The organism is Pseudomonas sp. 2822-17 (assembly GCF_002742485.1).
GTDB classification, from domain to species: Bacteria; Pseudomonadota; Gammaproteobacteria; order Pseudomonadales; family Pseudomonadaceae; genus Aquipseudomonas; species Aquipseudomonas cyclaminis.
Genome location: NZ_LJRZ01000441.1, coordinates 76644 through 92763 on the forward strand (window position 1 = coordinate 76644; position 16120 = coordinate 92763).

16 protein-coding genes and 1 pseudogene are annotated in these 16120 nt (G+C 62.7%); 11 read left to right on the forward strand and 6 right to left on the reverse strand.

Annotated elements, in window-relative coordinates; genetic code table 11:
- Positions 1 to 4 precede the first annotated feature (4 nt).
- The 3 genes and pseudogenes from AOA60_RS15630 (at position 5) to AOA60_RS15635 (ending at position 1516) form a co-directional block, all read left to right on the forward strand.
- Entirely contained in the window at positions 5 to 943 is a 939-nt protein-coding gene (locus AOA60_RS15630) for a carbohydrate kinase (RefSeq protein WP_099585192.1), read from the forward strand.
- Positions 944 to 958: 15 nt separating this feature from the next.
- Positions 959 to 1039, forward strand: a pseudogene (locus tag AOA60_RS33930) (DUF2790 domain-containing protein); the annotation flags it as partial.
- A gap of 78 nt (positions 1040 to 1117) precedes the next feature.
- Positions 1118 to 1516: a hypothetical protein gene (locus AOA60_RS15635; RefSeq protein ID WP_099585193.1), complete on the forward strand. Its 399-nt coding sequence runs from the start codon at positions 1118 to 1120 to the stop codon at positions 1514 to 1516.
- Here AOA60_RS15635 and AOA60_RS15640 read toward each other — a convergent pair.
- Both AOA60_RS15640 and ilvA read right to left on the reverse strand, forming a co-directional pair.
- Positions 1513 to 1782, reverse strand: coding sequence for a DUF1652 domain-containing protein (locus AOA60_RS15640; protein ID WP_099585194.1), 270 nt, complete (start codon positions 1780 to 1782; stop codon positions 1513 to 1515). The genes AOA60_RS15635 and AOA60_RS15640 overlap by 4 nt on opposite strands.
- A gap of 218 nt (positions 1783 to 2000) precedes the next feature.
- Positions 2001 to 3032 (reverse strand): threonine ammonia-lyase, biosynthetic, encoded by a 1032-nt coding sequence (gene ilvA / locus AOA60_RS15645; RefSeq protein WP_099585195.1) that lies wholly within the window; start codon positions 3030 to 3032, stop codon positions 2001 to 2003.
- Between the two features lie 272 nt (positions 3033 to 3304).
- Between ilvA and AOA60_RS15650 the strand changes: the two genes are divergently transcribed.
- Both AOA60_RS15650 and map read left to right on the forward strand, forming a co-directional pair.
- Positions 3305 to 3505, forward strand: a complete 201-nt coding sequence (locus tag AOA60_RS15650; protein ID WP_099585196.1) for a ParD-like family protein — start codon at positions 3305 to 3307, stop codon at positions 3503 to 3505.
- The gene (gene map, locus AOA60_RS15655; protein WP_099585197.1) at positions 3505 to 4260 is read left to right on the forward strand and encodes a type I methionyl aminopeptidase; all 756 of its coding nucleotides are present in this window, start codon (positions 3505 to 3507) and stop codon (positions 4258 to 4260) included. Before AOA60_RS15650 ends, map begins: the two co-directional genes overlap by 1 nt.
- A 13-nt stretch (positions 4261 to 4273) precedes the next feature.
- On the opposite strand, the gene sfnG is transcribed toward map, so the two are convergent.
- Positions 4274 to 5359, reverse strand: coding sequence for a dimethylsulfone monooxygenase SfnG (gene sfnG / locus AOA60_RS15660; protein ID WP_099585198.1), 1086 nt, complete (start codon positions 5357 to 5359; stop codon positions 4274 to 4276).
- A 266-nt stretch (positions 5360 to 5625) separates the two neighbouring features.
- Here sfnG and AOA60_RS15665 point away from each other — a divergent pair, with 266 nt between their 5' ends.
- Positions 5626 to 6864 (forward strand): acyl-CoA dehydrogenase family protein, encoded by a 1239-nt coding sequence (locus AOA60_RS15665; RefSeq protein ID WP_099585199.1) that lies wholly within the window; start codon positions 5626 to 5628, stop codon positions 6862 to 6864.
- Between the two features lie 28 nt (positions 6865 to 6892).
- Here AOA60_RS15665 and AOA60_RS15670 read toward each other — a convergent pair whose 3' ends face one another.
- The gene (locus AOA60_RS15670; RefSeq protein ID WP_099585200.1) at positions 6893 to 7678 is read right to left on the reverse strand and encodes a sulfite exporter TauE/SafE family protein; all 786 of its coding nucleotides are present in this window, start codon (positions 7676 to 7678) and stop codon (positions 6893 to 6895) included.
- Between the two features lie 194 nt (positions 7679 to 7872).
- Here AOA60_RS15670 and AOA60_RS15675 point away from each other — a divergent pair, with 194 nt between their 5' ends.
- The 3 genes from AOA60_RS15675 to AOA60_RS15685 all read left to right on the forward strand — a co-directional run bounded on the left by AOA60_RS15675 (position 7873) and on the right by AOA60_RS15685 (position 9652).
- The gene (locus AOA60_RS15675; RefSeq protein WP_099585201.1) at positions 7873 to 8394 is read left to right on the forward strand and encodes a DUF3455 domain-containing protein; all 522 of its coding nucleotides are present in this window, start codon (positions 7873 to 7875) and stop codon (positions 8392 to 8394) included.
- 62 nt (positions 8395 to 8456) lie between these two features.
- Positions 8457 to 8981, forward strand: coding sequence for a sigma-70 family RNA polymerase sigma factor (locus tag AOA60_RS15680; RefSeq protein WP_099585202.1), 525 nt, complete (start codon positions 8457 to 8459; stop codon positions 8979 to 8981).
- Positions 8978 to 9652 (forward strand): anti-sigma factor, encoded by a 675-nt coding sequence (locus AOA60_RS15685; RefSeq protein WP_099585203.1) that lies wholly within the window; start codon positions 8978 to 8980, stop codon positions 9650 to 9652. Before AOA60_RS15680 ends, AOA60_RS15685 begins: the two co-directional genes overlap by 4 nt.
- On the opposite strand, the gene AOA60_RS15690 is transcribed toward AOA60_RS15685, so the two are convergent.
- A complete protein-coding gene (locus AOA60_RS15690; protein WP_099585204.1) occupies positions 9653 to 10954 on the reverse strand; it encodes an ATP-binding protein in 1302 nt (433 codons plus the stop codon).
- 3 nt (positions 10955 to 10957) lie between these two features.
- Positions 10958 to 11659, reverse strand: coding sequence for a response regulator transcription factor (locus AOA60_RS15695; protein ID WP_099585205.1), 702 nt, complete (start codon positions 11657 to 11659; stop codon positions 10958 to 10960).
- Between the two features lie 177 nt (positions 11660 to 11836).
- On the opposite strand from AOA60_RS15695, the gene AOA60_RS15700 reads away from it, so the two are divergent.
- Positions 11837 to 12994 carry an efflux RND transporter periplasmic adaptor subunit gene (locus tag AOA60_RS15700; RefSeq protein ID WP_099585206.1) on the forward strand — a complete coding sequence of 386 codons (1158 nt, stop codon included), beginning with the start codon at positions 11837 to 11839 and terminating at the stop codon, positions 12992 to 12994.
- A gap of 13 nt (positions 12995 to 13007) precedes the next feature.
- Positions 13008 to 16109 carry an efflux RND transporter permease subunit gene (locus AOA60_RS15705; RefSeq protein ID WP_099585207.1) on the forward strand — a complete coding sequence of 1034 codons (3102 nt, stop codon included), beginning with the start codon at positions 13008 to 13010 and terminating at the stop codon, positions 16107 to 16109.
- The last annotated feature ends 11 nt before the right edge of the window (positions 16110 to 16120 follow it).

Sequence of the window (16120 nt, forward strand, 5' to 3'; positions counted from 1 at the left end):
GACTATGTATCTGGTGTGTGGTGAAGCGCTGTTTGATTTCTTCAGCGAAGAGGATGCCAGCGGGCTGGCGTCGAAGGTCAACTACAAGTCGATTGCCGGCGGTTCGCCGTTCAATGTCGCCGTCGGCTTGCGCCGCCTGGGCATTGAGGCGGGGCTGTTCGGCGGCGTGTCCACTGACTTCCTCGGTCGTCGCTTGGTGCAGGTGCTCCAGGATGAAGGCGTGAGTCAGCAATTTCTGGTGGAATTCGCCGCGCCGACGACCTTGGCAATGGTCGCCGTGGGCGCCAATGGCTCGCCGCAGTACAGTTTTCGCGGCGAAGGCTGCGCCGACCGGCAGCTGCAAGTCGCGCACCTGCCCGTGCTGGGTGATGACGTGCGTGGGCTGCATATCGGCTCGTTCTCCCTGGTGGTGCAGCCGATTGGCGACACCCTGCTGGCCCTGGTCCGGCGCGAAAGCGGCCGGCGCCTGATCAGCCTCGACCCCAACGTGCGCCTCAACCCGCAACCGGATATCCAGTTATGGCGCGACCGCGTCGCGGAGTTGGCCAAACATGCCGACCTGATCAAGGTCAGCGACGAAGACCTGCACCTGCTGTACCCCGACCAATCCCCCGAAAGCGTGCTGCAAGGCTGGTTGCAGCACCGGTGCCAGTTGGTGTTTCTCACCCGTGGCGGCGACGGCGCCACGGTGTTCAGCCGCCAGCATGGCACGTGGTCGCAACCGGCGGTCAAGGTGGTGATGGCCGACACCGTGGGCGCCGGCGATACCTTCCAGGCGGCGTTGATTGCCTGGCTGACCGAGCAGCAGTTGGATTCGGTCGACGGCCTGCAACAGCTCACCCGGGCGCAGATCGACGCCATGCTTGGCTTCGCGATTCGCGCAGCCGCCCTGACCTGCACCAAGACCGGCCCGGACTTGCCGTATCGCCAGCAGTTGGGCTGAACGCCCGGTTTCATGATCAAGTTCGTGGACAAGGCCGGGAAAATCGAGGATGTGGGCTATCGCAAGCTGTCCGATGCGTGCAGCTTCCAGAATTGAGCCTTGTACGGTCACACAGCAAGCCCGCGTAGATAGGCGTATTCTGGCGGGCTTGTCCCCAGGCCGAAAGGAATCGCCATGCCGTTGAGTTTTCGTACCCTCGCCACCGCAACCGCCCTGCTGTGCTTCGCCCTCGCGCTTATCTGGGGGCTGCGCCCCGAGCTGCTGCTCGGCATGTGGGGTGTGACACCGTCAGACGCCACCGGCCTGGTGGCCCGCCGCAGCGCCGCGCTGTTCCTGGCCATCGGCATCATGTTTTACCGCGCCCGCCATGCGCCACCCTCGGACACACGTCGCGCCATGACCAGTGGCTTTGCCATCGGTTGCCTGGTGTTGGCTGTGCTGGGCGTGTGTGAGTGGTTCAGCGGCAATGCCGGGCCGGGGATTTTCCTGGCCGTGGCAACGGAAACCGTACTGGGCCTGGCATTTGTCCAGGCCCATAGGTCTTCGGTGGTTCATTCTCAGGCGTCTGCCTAGTAATAGGCTCGACCTCCCGCTCTTTTCAGGGCGGGTGCATGGGCATGTTTGAGGTCTTCACGCAACCCGGTGATCAGGTTGCAAATCGCTCGACTGCTGTCGAGTTTGTCTGCGTTGATGCCTTTGACTTCCAAATCCACCCGGTCACGGTCGCGGTCGTCGTAGACCTTGATCGTCAGCGAAGCATCTTCGGCTTTGGTGCATTCGCACCGTTTGGGCAGGAAACTTCCTTCAATAATGCTGCGTAGCTCTAGTTCCGAAAGCATGGCTAACCTCTCCTTTTTTGAGACTGCCAACAGAGTGTTTTGTTATGTGTCATGCAGGCGCTTGCCAGCCTTGGAAGACGCCTTCATCCACTCAGCGTACTCAACAAAATGCGCGCGTGTAGTAACAATTCCTCATAAGAACGGTACAAGTTTATATAACTTAAACCTGGCCTCGCCCGAAGCGTTTATATCATCGGCGAACAGCCACGATTAAACGTTTAACCCTGCAGTTCGTGTGCGTACGCTGTGACCCTTTCAGCAACATGTCGCAAACTATCAAAGTTGATATTCGCCCCGGAATTCACCGCCACCAGGGTCTGGGCACGCACGCCATGCTCCAGGACGTACTTGCGAATGCCCGCCACCGCCAGTGCGCCGGAGGGTTCGGTGATGGAGCGGGTATCGTCGTAGATCAGCTTGATCGCGCTGCATAGCTGGTCGTTGCTCACGGTGATGACCTCGTCCACCCAATCGCGGCAGATTTCAAACCCGTAGGCGCCGATCTGCGCCACTGCGGTGCCGTCGGCAAACCCGTCCACGCTGGGCAGCACCACGCGTTCACCGGCGCGCAAGGCGGCCAGCAGGCAACTGGAGCCTTCCGGCTCGACCCCGATGACGCGCACCTCGGGCCGCAGGTATTTGACGTAGGCGGCGATGCCGGCGATCAGGCCGCCACCGCCCACCGGCACGAAGATCGCGTCCAGCGGGCCCTGTTGCTGGCGCAGGAGTTCCATGGCCACGGTGCCCTGGCCGGCGATCACGTCCGGGTCATCGAACGGCGAAACGAAAGTACAGCCCGAGGTCTCGGCCAGTTGCAGCGCATGGGCCAGGGCGAACGGGAAACTCTCGCCGTGCAGCACCGCTTCGGCGCCTCGGGAGCGCACACCCAAGACCTTCAACTCCGGCGTGCTGCAGGGCATGACGATACGCGCCTTGATCCCCAGCTCCCGCGCCGCCAGCGCCACGCCCTGAGCGTGATTGCCTGCCGAGGCCGTCACTACGCCACGCGCCTTTTGCTCGTCGGTGAGCTGCACCAACTTGTTGTAGGCACCGCGGATCTTGAAGGAAAAGGTCGGCTGCAAGTCTTCGCGCTTGAGCAGCACCGTGTTGCCGAGCAACGCCGATAACGCCGGCGCCGCCTGCAACGGCGTGCGCACCGCCAGGTCGTAGACGGGCGCGGCGAGGATCTTTTTCACGTAGTGCTCAAGCAGTGCGGTGTCTTGGCTAGCCCTTGGGGTTGATGCGTTCATCGGTGTCTCCTGGCTTTTTTTGGATGGCCCTGGAGACGGAAAAACAAAACCCGCCTCTAAGGCGGGTTTGGGTGCAGCCGTGTGCTATCCCGCCAAATGAGGAATGGCGGTAATAATGCTTGGCTGGCTGCGGAAGGCTTGAAATGTCATGTCACGAAATTAACCGGGCGTTGCCGTGCAAGTCAATGACCCAGCGCCATTTAGCCCGTGGGGTTTACGCCGGACATACGAAACGTATATGCTTTGTATATCCAACTTAAACAGTGAACCCCATGGGCATCGTCAAGATCACCGACCAACTGCACGAACAACTGCGCCTGGCCAGCGCGACGATGGACCGTTCCATCAACGCTCAGGCCGAGTTCTGGATCAAGATCGGCCTGCTCGCCGAACTCAACCCCAGCCTGCCCTACAACGAGCTGATTAACCGATTGTTGCTCGACAAACCCGACCTGATCCGGGGGCGCAGCTGATGATCAAGACCACCGCCCAACTGGCCGTGATGCGCGAAGCCGGGCGCCTGCTGGCCCAGGTGTTCAGCATGCTCGACGGTTTTGTCGCCGCCGGCCGCTCCACCCTGGAGCTGGACGCCGCCGTCGAAGCCTTCATCCGTAACGACCTCAAAGCCCGCCCCGCCAGCCTGGGGCAATACGATTACCCGTTCTCGATCAACACCTCGATCAACGAGGTGGTGTGCCATGGCATGCCCAGCGCCAAGGAGATCCTCAAGGACGGCGACATCATCAATATCGACATCACCCTGGAAAAAGGCGGCTACATCGCCGATTCCAGCAAGATGTACATGATCGGCACCGTTGCCCCCAAGGCCCGGCGCCTGGTGGAGATGACCTTCGAAGCGATGTGGGCCGGCATCCGCCAGGTCAAGCCCGGCGCCCGCCTGGGTGATATTGGCCACGCGATCCAGAGCCACGCCAAGGCCAACGGCTACAGCGTGGTACGTGAATACTGTGGTCATGGCATCGGCAAGCAGATGCATGAGGAACCGCAGATCCTGCACTTCGGCCGCCCCGGCACCGGTCTGGAGCTGCGCGAAGGCATGGTGTTTACCATCGAGCCGATGCTCAACCAGGGCGGCGCCAAGACACGCAGCCTCAAGGATGGCTGGACGGTGGTTACCAAGGACAACAGCCTGTCGGCGCAGTGGGAACACACCGTGGCGGTGACGGCGGACGGGTTCGAGGTGTTGACCTTGCAGCCAGGCGCCTGAGTCTGGCCTGGGCTCAGGCCACTTCCCTGATTCCGTGCTTGGCTTCCAGCTCACGCACCAGCGGCAACACGCGCTTGCCGAAGTACTCCACTTCTTCCTGGAAGTGCAGGAACCCCGCCAGCACCAGATCCACCCCCACGGCCTTGAGTGCAATGATGCGCTCGGCGATCTGCTGCGGGGTGCCGATCAGGTTGGTCTTGAAGCCGTCGTTGTACTGCACCAGGTCTTCAAAGCTGGACTTGGCCCAGTTGCCCTCGCCTTCCGGTGAAGCCTTGCCCGCCTGCCTGGCCGCATCGCCAAACGCATTGACCGCTTCCGGGTCCGCCTTGTTGATAATCTCGGCGAGCACAGCGCGGGCTTCTTCTTCGGTGTCGCGGGCGATCACAAATGCGTTGACGCCGACCTTGACCGAATGGTTATTCGCCGCCGCCTTGGCGCGAATGTCATCGACCTGGGCCTTGATCCCTTCCGGGGTGTTGCCGTTGGTGAAGTACCAGTCGGAGACTCGTGCCGCCATGTCCCGCGCCGCCCGTGAACTGCCGCCCTGGAACACTTCCGGCTGGCCCAGTGGCTTGGGCTTGAGGGTGTAGTTATTGAAGCGATAGAAATCGCCCTTGAAGGTGAAGTCGTCCTGGGTCCAGATGCCTTTGAGGGCGCGGATAAATTCTTCGGAGCGGCGATAGCGCTCATCGTGCTCCAGCCAGTGTTCGCCGATGGCCTGGAATTCCCCCTTGAACCAGCCGCTGACGATATTCACCGCGATGCGGCCATTGGTGAGTTGGTCGATGGTCGCCAGTTGCTTGGCCGCCAGCGCCGGCTGCCACGGGCCAGGCAGGATCGCCGCGATGACCTTGAGCGTGGTGGTGGCCGCCAGCAGCGCATGGCTGAACGCCACGGATTCATGCTGGTTCTCGGCGCCGTAGCCGGCGGTGAAACGGATCTGGGTCAGGCCATACTCAAAGCCGGCAGCTTCGGCCAGTTGCGCCAGTTTGCGGTTGTAGTCGATGCCCCAGTCGGTGCGTTGTTCAATCTTGCTGACCACCAGCCCACCGCTGACGTTGGGCACCCAATAGGCAAATTTCACGGCTTGCTGACTCATCGAACGGTACCTCGTGCAAAAGGGATGTAACAGGGCTTGAGCAGCAAGCGTGCCAGCCAGACGCAAACGCCCACGCCATCAGGGTTGCGGCCAAAAATCAGGCCATGGTGGGCGCGCAGGCAAATGTCAGGGATTGCGCCGGTTTGTCGGATTGCTGTTGCTGGCGCAACAGTGATCCAGGCAAATCCCCCGTAAACATTGGGCCACGCACCCGGCACGGAGTGTGCAATCCCCCCTGCATTGACCACTGCCCCGGAGCCTTGCCCATGACTGAACATCACGTCATCAACCCGCTGTCCATCGGCGTCGATTACCCCACCCTGGCTGCGCGTTTTCGGCCGATCTTCCAGCGCATTGCCGACGGTGCGGTGCAGCGCGAACTCAGCCGCACCCTGCCCCATGAGCCGATCCAATGGCTCAAGGAGGCCGGCTTTGGCGCGGTGCGCGTCCCGGTGGAATACGGCGGCGGCGGTGCGTCCCTGCCCCAGTTGTTTGAACTGTTGATCGAACTGGCCGAAGCCGACTCCAACGTGCCGCAGGCGCTGCGCGGGCATTTCGCCTTTGCCGAAGACCGCCTGAATGCGCCGCCGAGCGCCGGGCGTGACCTGTGGTTCAAGCGGTTTGTCGACGGCGACATCGTCGGCTGCGCCTGGACCGAAATCGGCAACGTGGCCATCGGGGAGGTGGTCACCCAGGTCAGCCCCGACGGCGACAAGTGGAAACTCAACGGTGAAAAGTTCTACAGCACCGGCAGCATCTTCTCTGACTGGATCGACGTGTACGCCCAGCGCAGCGACACCGGCGGCGACGTGATCGCCGCCACCCGCGCACGCCAGCCGGGCGTGGTGCACAGCGACGATTGGGACGGCTTCGGCCAGCGCACCACTGGCAGCGGCACTTCGCGCTTTACCGACGCCGAGGTCGAGACCGACAACGTCATCGACTTCGCCACCCGCTTCAAATACCAGACCGCGTTCTACCAGTTGGTGCTGCTGGCCAGCTTGGCCGGTATCGGCCGTGCGGCCCTGCGCGACGTGGCCCATCAAGTGCGTAGCCGAAAGCGCATCTACAGCCATGGCAATGCGCCCCATGTGAGCCAGGACGCACAGATTCAACAGGTAGTCGGCGAAGTGGCGGCGCTGGTGTATGCCGCGCAAGCCAGTGCCTTGAGGGCGACGTTACCGGCACAACAGGCCTACGTGGCACGGTTTGGCGGTGATGATGCGGTGGAGCGCGAAGCCAATGTGGCGGCCGAGATTGAATCGGCGACGGCGCAGGTGGTGGTGTCGCAGTTGATCCAGCGCGCGACCAGCGAGCTGTTCAATGCGCTGGGGGCGTCAGATGTGCGCCAGGGCAAGGCCCTTGATCGGCACTGGCGCAATGCGCGGACGGTGTCGTCGCACAACCCGGTGATCTACAAGGCGCGGATTGTGGGGGACTGGGTGATCAATGGAACTGAGCCGCCGTTCGTATGGCAGATCGGCAACGGCCCGGCAAAGCACTGAGGCCTGGCACACTTGGAGTGCCTATAGCCTAGAAGGCCAGTTTGTACCCGACCGCCATCAACATGATCGCCAGGCACGGGCGCAGCACGCCGTCCGGGATCTTGCCGGTCATGTGGCTGCCCACATAAATGCCCGGCAGTGAGCCCATCAGCAGAAAACCCAGCAGGTGCCAGTCCATATTGCCCATGCCCGCATGGCCCAGGCCCGCCACCAGGGTCAGGGGCACGGCGTGGGCGATTTCGGTGCCGACCAGACGGCGGGTGGCCAGGAACGGGTACAGGATAAACAACGCCACGGTACCGAGTGCGCCGGCGCCGATGGAGGTCAGGGCGACCATGGTGCCGAGGATGGCGCCGGTAAGCACCGTCAGCGCGTTGAGATTGCGCGGGTTCATGTGATAGCTGTCGCCCGCATGGCGCTGGGCAAAGGCCAACAGGGTTTTCTTGAACAGGATCGCCAGGGCCGTCAGCAGCAGCACCACGCCGAGGGCTTGCTTGATCACCGCGTTCATCGCCGTCGGGTCGGTGTGCAAGCTGGCGAGGAACCACAGGGTCAGCAGCACCGCAGGCACGCTGCCCAGGGTCAGCCAGCCGGTGATGGTCCAGTCGATGTTCTTGTTCTTGCTGTGGACCAGCACGCCACCGGACTTGGTGATGGCGGCGTACAGCAGGTCAGTACCCACAGCCGTGGCCGGGTTGATGCCGAACCACAACAGGATCGGGGTCATCAACGAGCCCCCGCCGACACCGGTCATGCCCACGATAAAACCCACGATCAGGCCGGCAATTACGAAACCAAAGTTACCCACTTCCATTACAGCTACCCGCGGCCTTATAAATTTCTGGCGGCAGGATAGCGATTTTTCTTATAACGACTTATACCAATATGATCTGACTTTAGATCTTTTTCGCCTGATGCAGTTTTTTTTGCCGAGCCCTGCATCCAGTTGGCGTGCCCATGGGTAGTCCTTGCAGCAACCCTGCTGTTTCATCTAATGGAGAAACACCCATGAACGCTAAAGCCCTGCTCTGCTTCACCGGTTTGCTCGTGGCCAGCCCTGCCGCCTTTGCCCAGGCCGGCCTGCCCGACAGCATCAAGGTGCCGGACGGCCATAAAGTGGCGATGGAAACCACCGGCGTCGGCGAAATCACCTACGAGTGCCGTGATAAAGCCAACGCTGCGGGCCAGACCGAATGGACCTTCGTCGGCCCCAAGGCCGTGCTCAATGATCGCAGCGGCAAGCCAGTCGGCACTTACTTCGGCCCACCTGCCACCTGGCAAGCCAAGGACGGTTCGAAAATCACCGGTACACAACTGGCCGTGGCGCCATCGAGTCCGGGCAACCTGCCGTATCAACTGGTCAAGGCCAACCCGGCCGAAGGCAAAGGCGCGATGAGTGGCGTGAGTTACATCCAGCGTGTCGCCCTGAAAGGCGGCGTGGCGCCGAGCAGCGAATGCACAGCCGCCAACAAGGGCAAGCAGGAAGTGGTGAAGTACCAGGCCGACTACATCTTCTGGGCGGCCAACTGAGCAAACTGCGCTACGCTGCCTGTGGCGGGCACGCTCGCCACAGGGGTTCAGCCATTTGAGGGATGCGCGTGTTTGATTACGAAGCCTGTCTGCTGGCCTGTGCCCGTGGCGACCAACGCGCCCTGCGCCGACTGTACGAGCAGGACAGCAGCCATTTGCTCGGCGTAGCCCTGCGTATCGTGCGTGATCGGGCGCTGGCCGAGGATATCGTGCATGACGCGTTTATCAGGATCTGGCGCGGCGCTGGCAGTTTCGACCCCAGCCGTGGTTCGGCGCGGGGTTGGGTATTCAGCGTGACCCGTCACCTGGCCCTGAATCTGGTGCGCAATCATTACCGTGAGGTGCCGCTGGGCGACGAACACGAACAGGTCGCAGCGCCCACTGACACGTTTGAATTTTCCGCGCGTTCCGGGCAGATCCACACCTGCCTGGAGCAGCTCGACCCGGCCCGTCGCACCTGCATCCTGCATGCGTATGTCGACGGCTATTCCCACAGCGAAATCGCATCGAGGCTGGATACCCCGCTGGGGACCGTCAAAGCCTGGATCAAACGTAGCCTCGCCGCGCTGCGGGAGTGCATGGCATGAACAACCCCTTGGACGAATTGGCCAGCGAATACGTGCTGGGCACCCTGCCCGCCGAACAACGGGCCGAGGTGGAGCAACGCCTGCCCCACGATGCCGAGTTGCGTTCGGCGGTGGATGCCTGGGAACAGCGCCTGCTGCCCCTGACTGCGTTGGCCGAACCGGTGTTGCCTTCAGCACAGTTATGGCGGCGTATCGAACGCCACACCGCCAGCCCGGACGCCCGCATCCCCTGGTGGAACCTGCTGGCGTTGTGGCGTGGCCTGGCGGCTGCCGGCTTGGCGGCGGGTGTGGTGCTGGCGACGTTATTGCTGACCCGCCCGCCCATTGCGGATCCGGCCTTTGTGGTGGTGCTGGTGGCACCGCAAAGCCAGGCACCGGGTTGGGTGATCCAGGCCAGCAATGACCAGAACATCCAGCTGATTCCATTGGGTGTGATGGAGGTTCCGGCGGACAAGGCCCTGCAGTTCTGGACCAAGGGCGATGGCTGGCAAGGTCCGGTATCACTGGGGCTGGTCAAGCCGGGTCAAACGCTGTCGGTGCCGCTGGACCGGCTCCCGCCGCTGTCGCACAACCAATTGTTCGAGCTGACCCTGGAAGACCCGCGCGGCTCGCCGACCGGCAAACCCACCGGGCCGATCCAGGCCATCGGCCGTGCGGTCAAGGTGCTCTGATCAACCGACGCACGGCAGCCACACGCGAAACCGTGCGCCGCCCAACGGCGATGTCTGGGCCGTCAAGGTACCGCCCTGGGCTTCCAGGGCGCGGCGGCTGATGGCCAGGCCCAGGCCGAAGCCGCCGGTGCTGCGGTCGCGGCTGCGGTCGAGGCGGTAGAACGGTTCGAAGATGCGCTCGCGCTGGTCCAACGGGATGCCGATACCATCGTCATCCACCCAGATTTCACACCCCTTGGGACACACCTTGACCCCCACCTGGATGCGTTTGTCGCAGTAGCGCGTGGCGTTGCGCAACAGGTTTTGCAAGGCGCGGGCCGTCAGGCGTGGATCGAGGCTGAAGCGCTCGACGGCGCAGTCGAGCACCACGTCGATGACGATCTCGGGGTTTTCCAACTCGTCGTCGACGCTGCCCAGCACGCTGTCGATAAATTCATCAAGCACTACGTCCACCCGCTCCGGCAGTTGCGCCGGGTTTTGCAGGCGGCTGTAGGAGAGCAACTCCAGCACCAGTTCATCCAGCTCACGGATATGCGCCACTAGGCCGTGCAGGCGCTCGCGGCTGGCCTCGGGCAAGTCTTCGGACAGCGCCAGCGCCAGGCCGAAATCCAGGCGCGTCAACGGCGTGCGCAGTTCGTGGGAGACGGCGTTGAGCAAATCCCGCTGCTGGTTGAGCAGGTGTTCGATGTCGTCGGCCATGGTGTCGAACACCGCCGCCAGGCTGCCGATGTTGGAGCTGGGCGGGATACGTGTGCGCTCGGCCAGGTTGCCCTTGCCCAATTGGGCAGCGGTGCTTTTCAGGCGTTCCAGATCGCGCCAGTGCGGGCGCAGCCAGAACAGCAGGCACGCGAGCAACGCCGCACCGATCAGCACATTCATCGACCAGTACAGCAGGTTCATGTCCAGCGGGTCTGGCGGGACGGTCAGCTTGACCACGAACTGCTGGTTGAGCGGCGAGCTGATTTCTTCCATCCAGCCCCACTCCCCCAGGCGAATCACCGGTTTGCCCTGCTCCAGCAGCGCTGCTTCCTGCGGGGTGTAGCTGGCGTCCTGGCGCAGCAGCAGTTGCACTTTGAGCGGTGCAAAGTCGCGGCCCAGTTGCTCGGTCACCTGGGACCAACGCTCCACCGGCGCCCGTTGGTACTGCCTGACGATCAGGGTTTGCTGGCCACGGGACTGCTCGACGTTGTAATCCAGGTAACGGTGTTCGAACAGCTGGATGACCAGTTTGGGAATCAGGTACATCGCCGCACTGTAGGTGACGATGGTGATCAGGTAGAGGCGCAGCAGCACACGAAACATGGCTCAGCATTCCCACTCGGAACGGCTGAACAGATAACCCTTGCCCCACACGGTCTTGATCTTGCGCGCCTCGCCGGCGTGATCGTCGAACTTGCGGCGCAGCTTGGAGATGGCCACGTCCACCGAGCGGTCGGTGCCATTGAACTCGATGCCGCGCAGGCGTTGCAGGATCTGGTCGCGGCTGAGCACTTCACCGGCATGCCGGGCCAGCACCACCAGCAGGTTGTATTCGCCGCTGGACAGCTCCACCGGCTGCTCGCGCCACACCACCGTACGCTCCGACAGATCAATGCACAGGTTGCCCATGAGGATCTGGTCGTTGGCCACCTGGGGCTCGGACAAACTGCTGCGGCGCAACAAGGTACGCACGCGAGCCAGCAGCACACGTGGCTCGCAGGGTTTGGTCACGTAGTCGTCGGCACCCATTTCCAGGCCCAGCACCTGGTCATGGCTGTCGTCGCGGGCGGTGAGCATCAGGATCGGCAGGCCGGCCGAATCGGCACGTAGCAGGCGGCACACTTGCAGGCCATCGAGGCCCGGCAGCATCAGGTCAAGGATCACCAGGTCCGGCGGGTTGAGGCGGGCGCGTTCCCGAACGAGGTCGCCACGGCTGAGCACGCTGACGTGATAGCCATTGCGCTCCAGGTAGCTGGCAATCAGCTCGGAAAGTGCGGCGTCGTCTTCCACCAGGAGGATGTCGGGCATGAAGGTGTTCCATGAATACAGTGGGGGATCTTTGGAATTGCGAGATTTTGTAAGGATATACGTCCCCATTGGGATGATGTGCAGTACCTTACATTTCTTCACACACCACCTACACAGCTTCACAGCACCACGGCGCAGGTGACTTTAGGATGCGCCAGTCACTATTGGGATAAGAGCATGTCGAAGAATCTGTTGGCGCCGTTTTGCCTGTTGGCCCTCACCCTGGCGCTGGGCGCGTGTGGCAACTCCGCCGCCGAGGCGCCAGAAATGCCCCTGGCCAAGGTGCGTATCGAAACCCTGCAAGCCAAGCCCCTGTCCATCACCAGCGAACTGAGCGGACGCATCGCCGCGCCGCGGATTGCCGAAGTGCGTGCGCGGGTAGCCGGTGTGGTGATGCAACGGGTGTTCAAGGAAGGCCACGACGTCAAACAGGGCGACGTGCTGTTTCGCATCGACCCGGCGCCCTTCAAGGCCGATCTCGACAGCGCCCAGGCCAACCTGAGCAAGGCGCAAGCCAATGCGTTCCAGGCGCGCCTGCAAGAGCAGCGCTACAGCCAGTTGGTGGAAGGCAACGCCATCAGCGGCCAGGACTACGACAATGCCCGCGCGGCGGTGCGCCAGACCAACGCCGAAGTCGCCGCCAACAACGCCGCCGTCGAGCGCGCCAAATTGAACCTGGGCTACGCCACTGTGACCGCGCCGATTTCCGGGCGCATCGGCCGCGCCCTGGTGACCGAAGGCGCGCTGGTCGGCCAGAACGAAGCCACGCCCCTGGCGATCATCCAGCAACTGGACCCGATCCACGCCGACCTGACCCAATCGACCCGCGAGTTGAATGACCTGCGCCGCGCCTTCCGCGCCGGCAGCTTGAAGCAGGTCGGCCAGGACCAGGCCAAGGCCACGCTGATCCAGGACGACGGCAGCCTCTACCCGCTGCCAGGCAAATTGCTGTTCTCCGACATCAGCGTCGATCCCGGCACCGGGCAGATCATCCTGCGCAGCGAGTTCCCCAACCCGGACCTCGACCTGTTGCCCGGCAGCTTTGTGCGGGTGCGCCTGGAGCAAGCGGTCGATAAGCAAGGCATCAGCGTGCCGCAACGCGCCATCACCCGCGACAGTGCCGGTATCCCGATGGTGTTGCTGTTGGATGCCGAGCAGACCGTCAGCCAGCAACCGGTGGAACTGGGTGCGGTGATCGACGACCGCTGGATCGTCAGCAGCGGCCTCAAACCCGGTGATCGCATCGTCGTCGAAGGTGTGCAACACGCGCGGCCCGGTGAAAAAGTCCAGGTAGACGACAGCCCGACGACACCTGCCCAGGCTTTGGGCCAATAAGGATTATTCGACCATGCCGCAGTTCTTTATTGACCGCCCGATTTTCGCCTGGGTGGTCGCCCTGTTTATCCTGCTGGCCGGCGTGCTGGCCATCCCGCAATTGCCGGTGGCCCAGTACCCTAACGTCGCGCCGCCGAAAGTCGAGATCTACGCGGTGTACCCCGGCGCTTCGGCCCAGACACTGGATGAAAGCGTGGTCAGCCTGATCGAGCAGGAGCTCAACGGCGCCGATCACTTGCTGTATTTCGAATCCCAGAGCAGCCTTGGTTCGGCAACCATCACTGCGACGTTCCAGCCCGGCACCGACCCGGAAATGGCCCAGGTCGATGTGCAGAACCGGCTCAAGGCCGTGGAACCCCGACTGCCCCAGGCGGTGACACAGCAAGGCTTGCAGGTGGAGAAAGTCTCCGCCGGCTTCCTGCTGCTGGTGACCCTGACCTCCAGTGACGGCAAGCTCGATGACGTGGCGCTCAGCGATTACCTGGCGCGCAACGTGATGAACGAACTCAAGCGCCTGGACGGCGTGGGCAAGGCGCAGCTCTACGGCGCCGAACGGGCCATGCGCATCTGGATCGACCCGCAGAAGCTGATCGGCTTCAACCTGACGCCGGCTGACGTGAACACTGCCATCAGCGCGCAGAACGCCCAGGTTTCCGCCGGCAGCATTGGTGATCTGCCGGGCACCAAGACCCAGGAAATCACCGCCGCGATCCTGGTCAAGGGCCAGCTTTCAACCCCGGCGGAATTCGCCGACATCGTGCTCAAGGCCAATCCGGACGGCTCCACTGTGCGCGTCGGCGACGTGGCGCGGGTGGAAATCGGCAGCCAGGAATACCAGTTCTCCACGCGCCTGAACGGCAAGCCCTCCACCGCCGTCAGCGTGCAACTGGCACCCGGCGCCAACGCGCTGAACACCGCGACCCTGGTGCGGGCGAAGATGGATGAGCTGTCGCGCTACTTCCCGGCCAATGTGGAATACAAGATCCCGTACGACACCTCGCCCTTCGTCAAAGTCTCGATCACCAAGGTGGTGTACACCTTGCTGGAGGCCATGGCGCTGGTGTTTGCGGTGATGTTCCTGTTCCTGCAGAACGTGCGCTACACGCTGATCCCCACCCTGGTGGTGCCGATTGCGCTGATGGGCACGTTTGCCACCATGCTGTTGCTGGGTTTCTCGATCAACGTGCTGACCATGTTCGGCATGGTGCTGGCCATCGGCATCCTGGTGGACGATGCGATTGTGGTGGTAGAGAACGTCGAGCGGATCATGGTCACCGAGGGCCTGTCGCCCAAGAACGCAACCAAGAAAGCCATGGGCCAGATCACCGGCGCCATCGTCGGGATTACCCTGGTGCTGGTGGCGGTGTTCCTGCCGATGGCGTTCATGGCGGGCTCGGTGGGGGTGATCTACCAGCAGTTCTCGCTGTCGATGGCCACCTCGATCCTGTTCTCGGCCTTCCTTGCCCTGACCTTGACCCCGGCCTTGTGCGCCACCCTACTCAAGCCGATTGCCAAGGGCGAGCACCATGCCAAGGGCGGCTTTTTCGGCTGGTTCAATAAGCGCTTCGAGCAGCTCACCGACCGCTATGAAGGTTGGGTGGCCTACGCCCTCAAGCGCAGCGGCCGTTACCTGCTGATCTATCTGGTGCTGCTGGTGGGCCTGGGGCTGATGTTCATGCGCCTGCCCGCCTCGTTCCTGCCGGTGGAAGACCAGGGCTACACCATCACCGATATCCAGTTGCCACCGGGCGCGAGTAAAAACCGCACGGTGCAGGTGGCGGAGCAAATCGAAGCGCATAACGCCGGCGAACCGGGCGTGGGCGATACCACCATGATCATGGGCTTCAGCTTCTCCGGTTCGGGGCAGAACGCGGCGTTGGCGTTTACCACCTTGAAGGATTGGTCCGAACGCAGCAATGAAGACTCCGCCGCGTCCATCGCCGACCGCGCCAACATGGCGTTCAGCGAGCTGAAAGACGCGATTGCCTACGCCGTGCTGCCACCGCCGGTGGATGGCCTGGGCACGTCCAGTGGTTTTGAGTTCCGTTTGCAGGACCGTGGTGGCGTCGGCCATGCCGCGTTGATGGCGGCGCGCACCGAGTTGCTGGCGGCCGCCGGAAAAAGCCCGATCCTGGCTAACGTGCGTGAAAGCGCCCTGGCCGAAGCGCCGCAAGTGCAGTTGGAAGTGGACCGCAAGCAAGCCAACGCCCTGGGCGTGTCGTTTGCGGATGTGGGCAATGTGCTGTCGTCGGCGATTGGCTCTGCCTACGTCAACGACTTCCCCAACCAGGGCCGCATGCAGCGCGTGGTGGTGCAGGCCGAAGGCGACCAGCGCAGCCAGGTGGCGGACTTGATGAAAATCAACGTACGTAACAACGCCGGGAAAATGGTGCCGCTGTCGGCCTTTGTCGAGGCCAAATGGACCCAGGGCCCGGCGCAGTTGACGCGCTATAACGGCTACCCGGCGATTGCCATCAGCGGTGAAGCGGCGCCGGGGCACAGCACCGGCGAGGCGATGGAAGAAATCCAGCGCCTGGTCAGTCAACTGCCGGCGGGCCTGGGTCAGGAATGGACCGGGTTGTCGTTGCAGGAACGCTTGTCCGGCGCTCAGGCACCGATCCTGCTGGGCCTGTCGCTGCTGATCGTGTTCCTGTGCCTGGCGGCGCTGTACGAAAGCTGGTCGATCCCGACCTCGGTGTTGCTGGTGGTCCCGCTCGGCGTGCTCGGCGCAGTCTTGGCCGTGACCTTGCGTGGCATGCCCAACGATGTGTTCTTCAAAGTCGGCTTGATTACCATCATTGGCCTGTCGGCGAAGAACGCGATTCTGATCATCGAATTCGCCAAGGACTTGTATGACCAAGGTGAAGATCTGATCGACGCGACCCTGAAAGCCGCGCGGCTCAGGTTGCGCCCGATCATCATGACCTCACTGGCGTTCATCCTCGGCGTGGTGCCGTTGGCGATTGCCACCGGGGCCAGTTCCGCGAGCCAGCAAGCGATTGGTACCGGGGTGATTGGCGGGATGATCACCGCGACGCTGGCAGTGGTGTTTGTGCCGGTGTTTTTTGTGGTGGTCATGAAGCTGGTGAAGAAATCTTCCGGTAACCCGGGTTAAAACATGTGGGA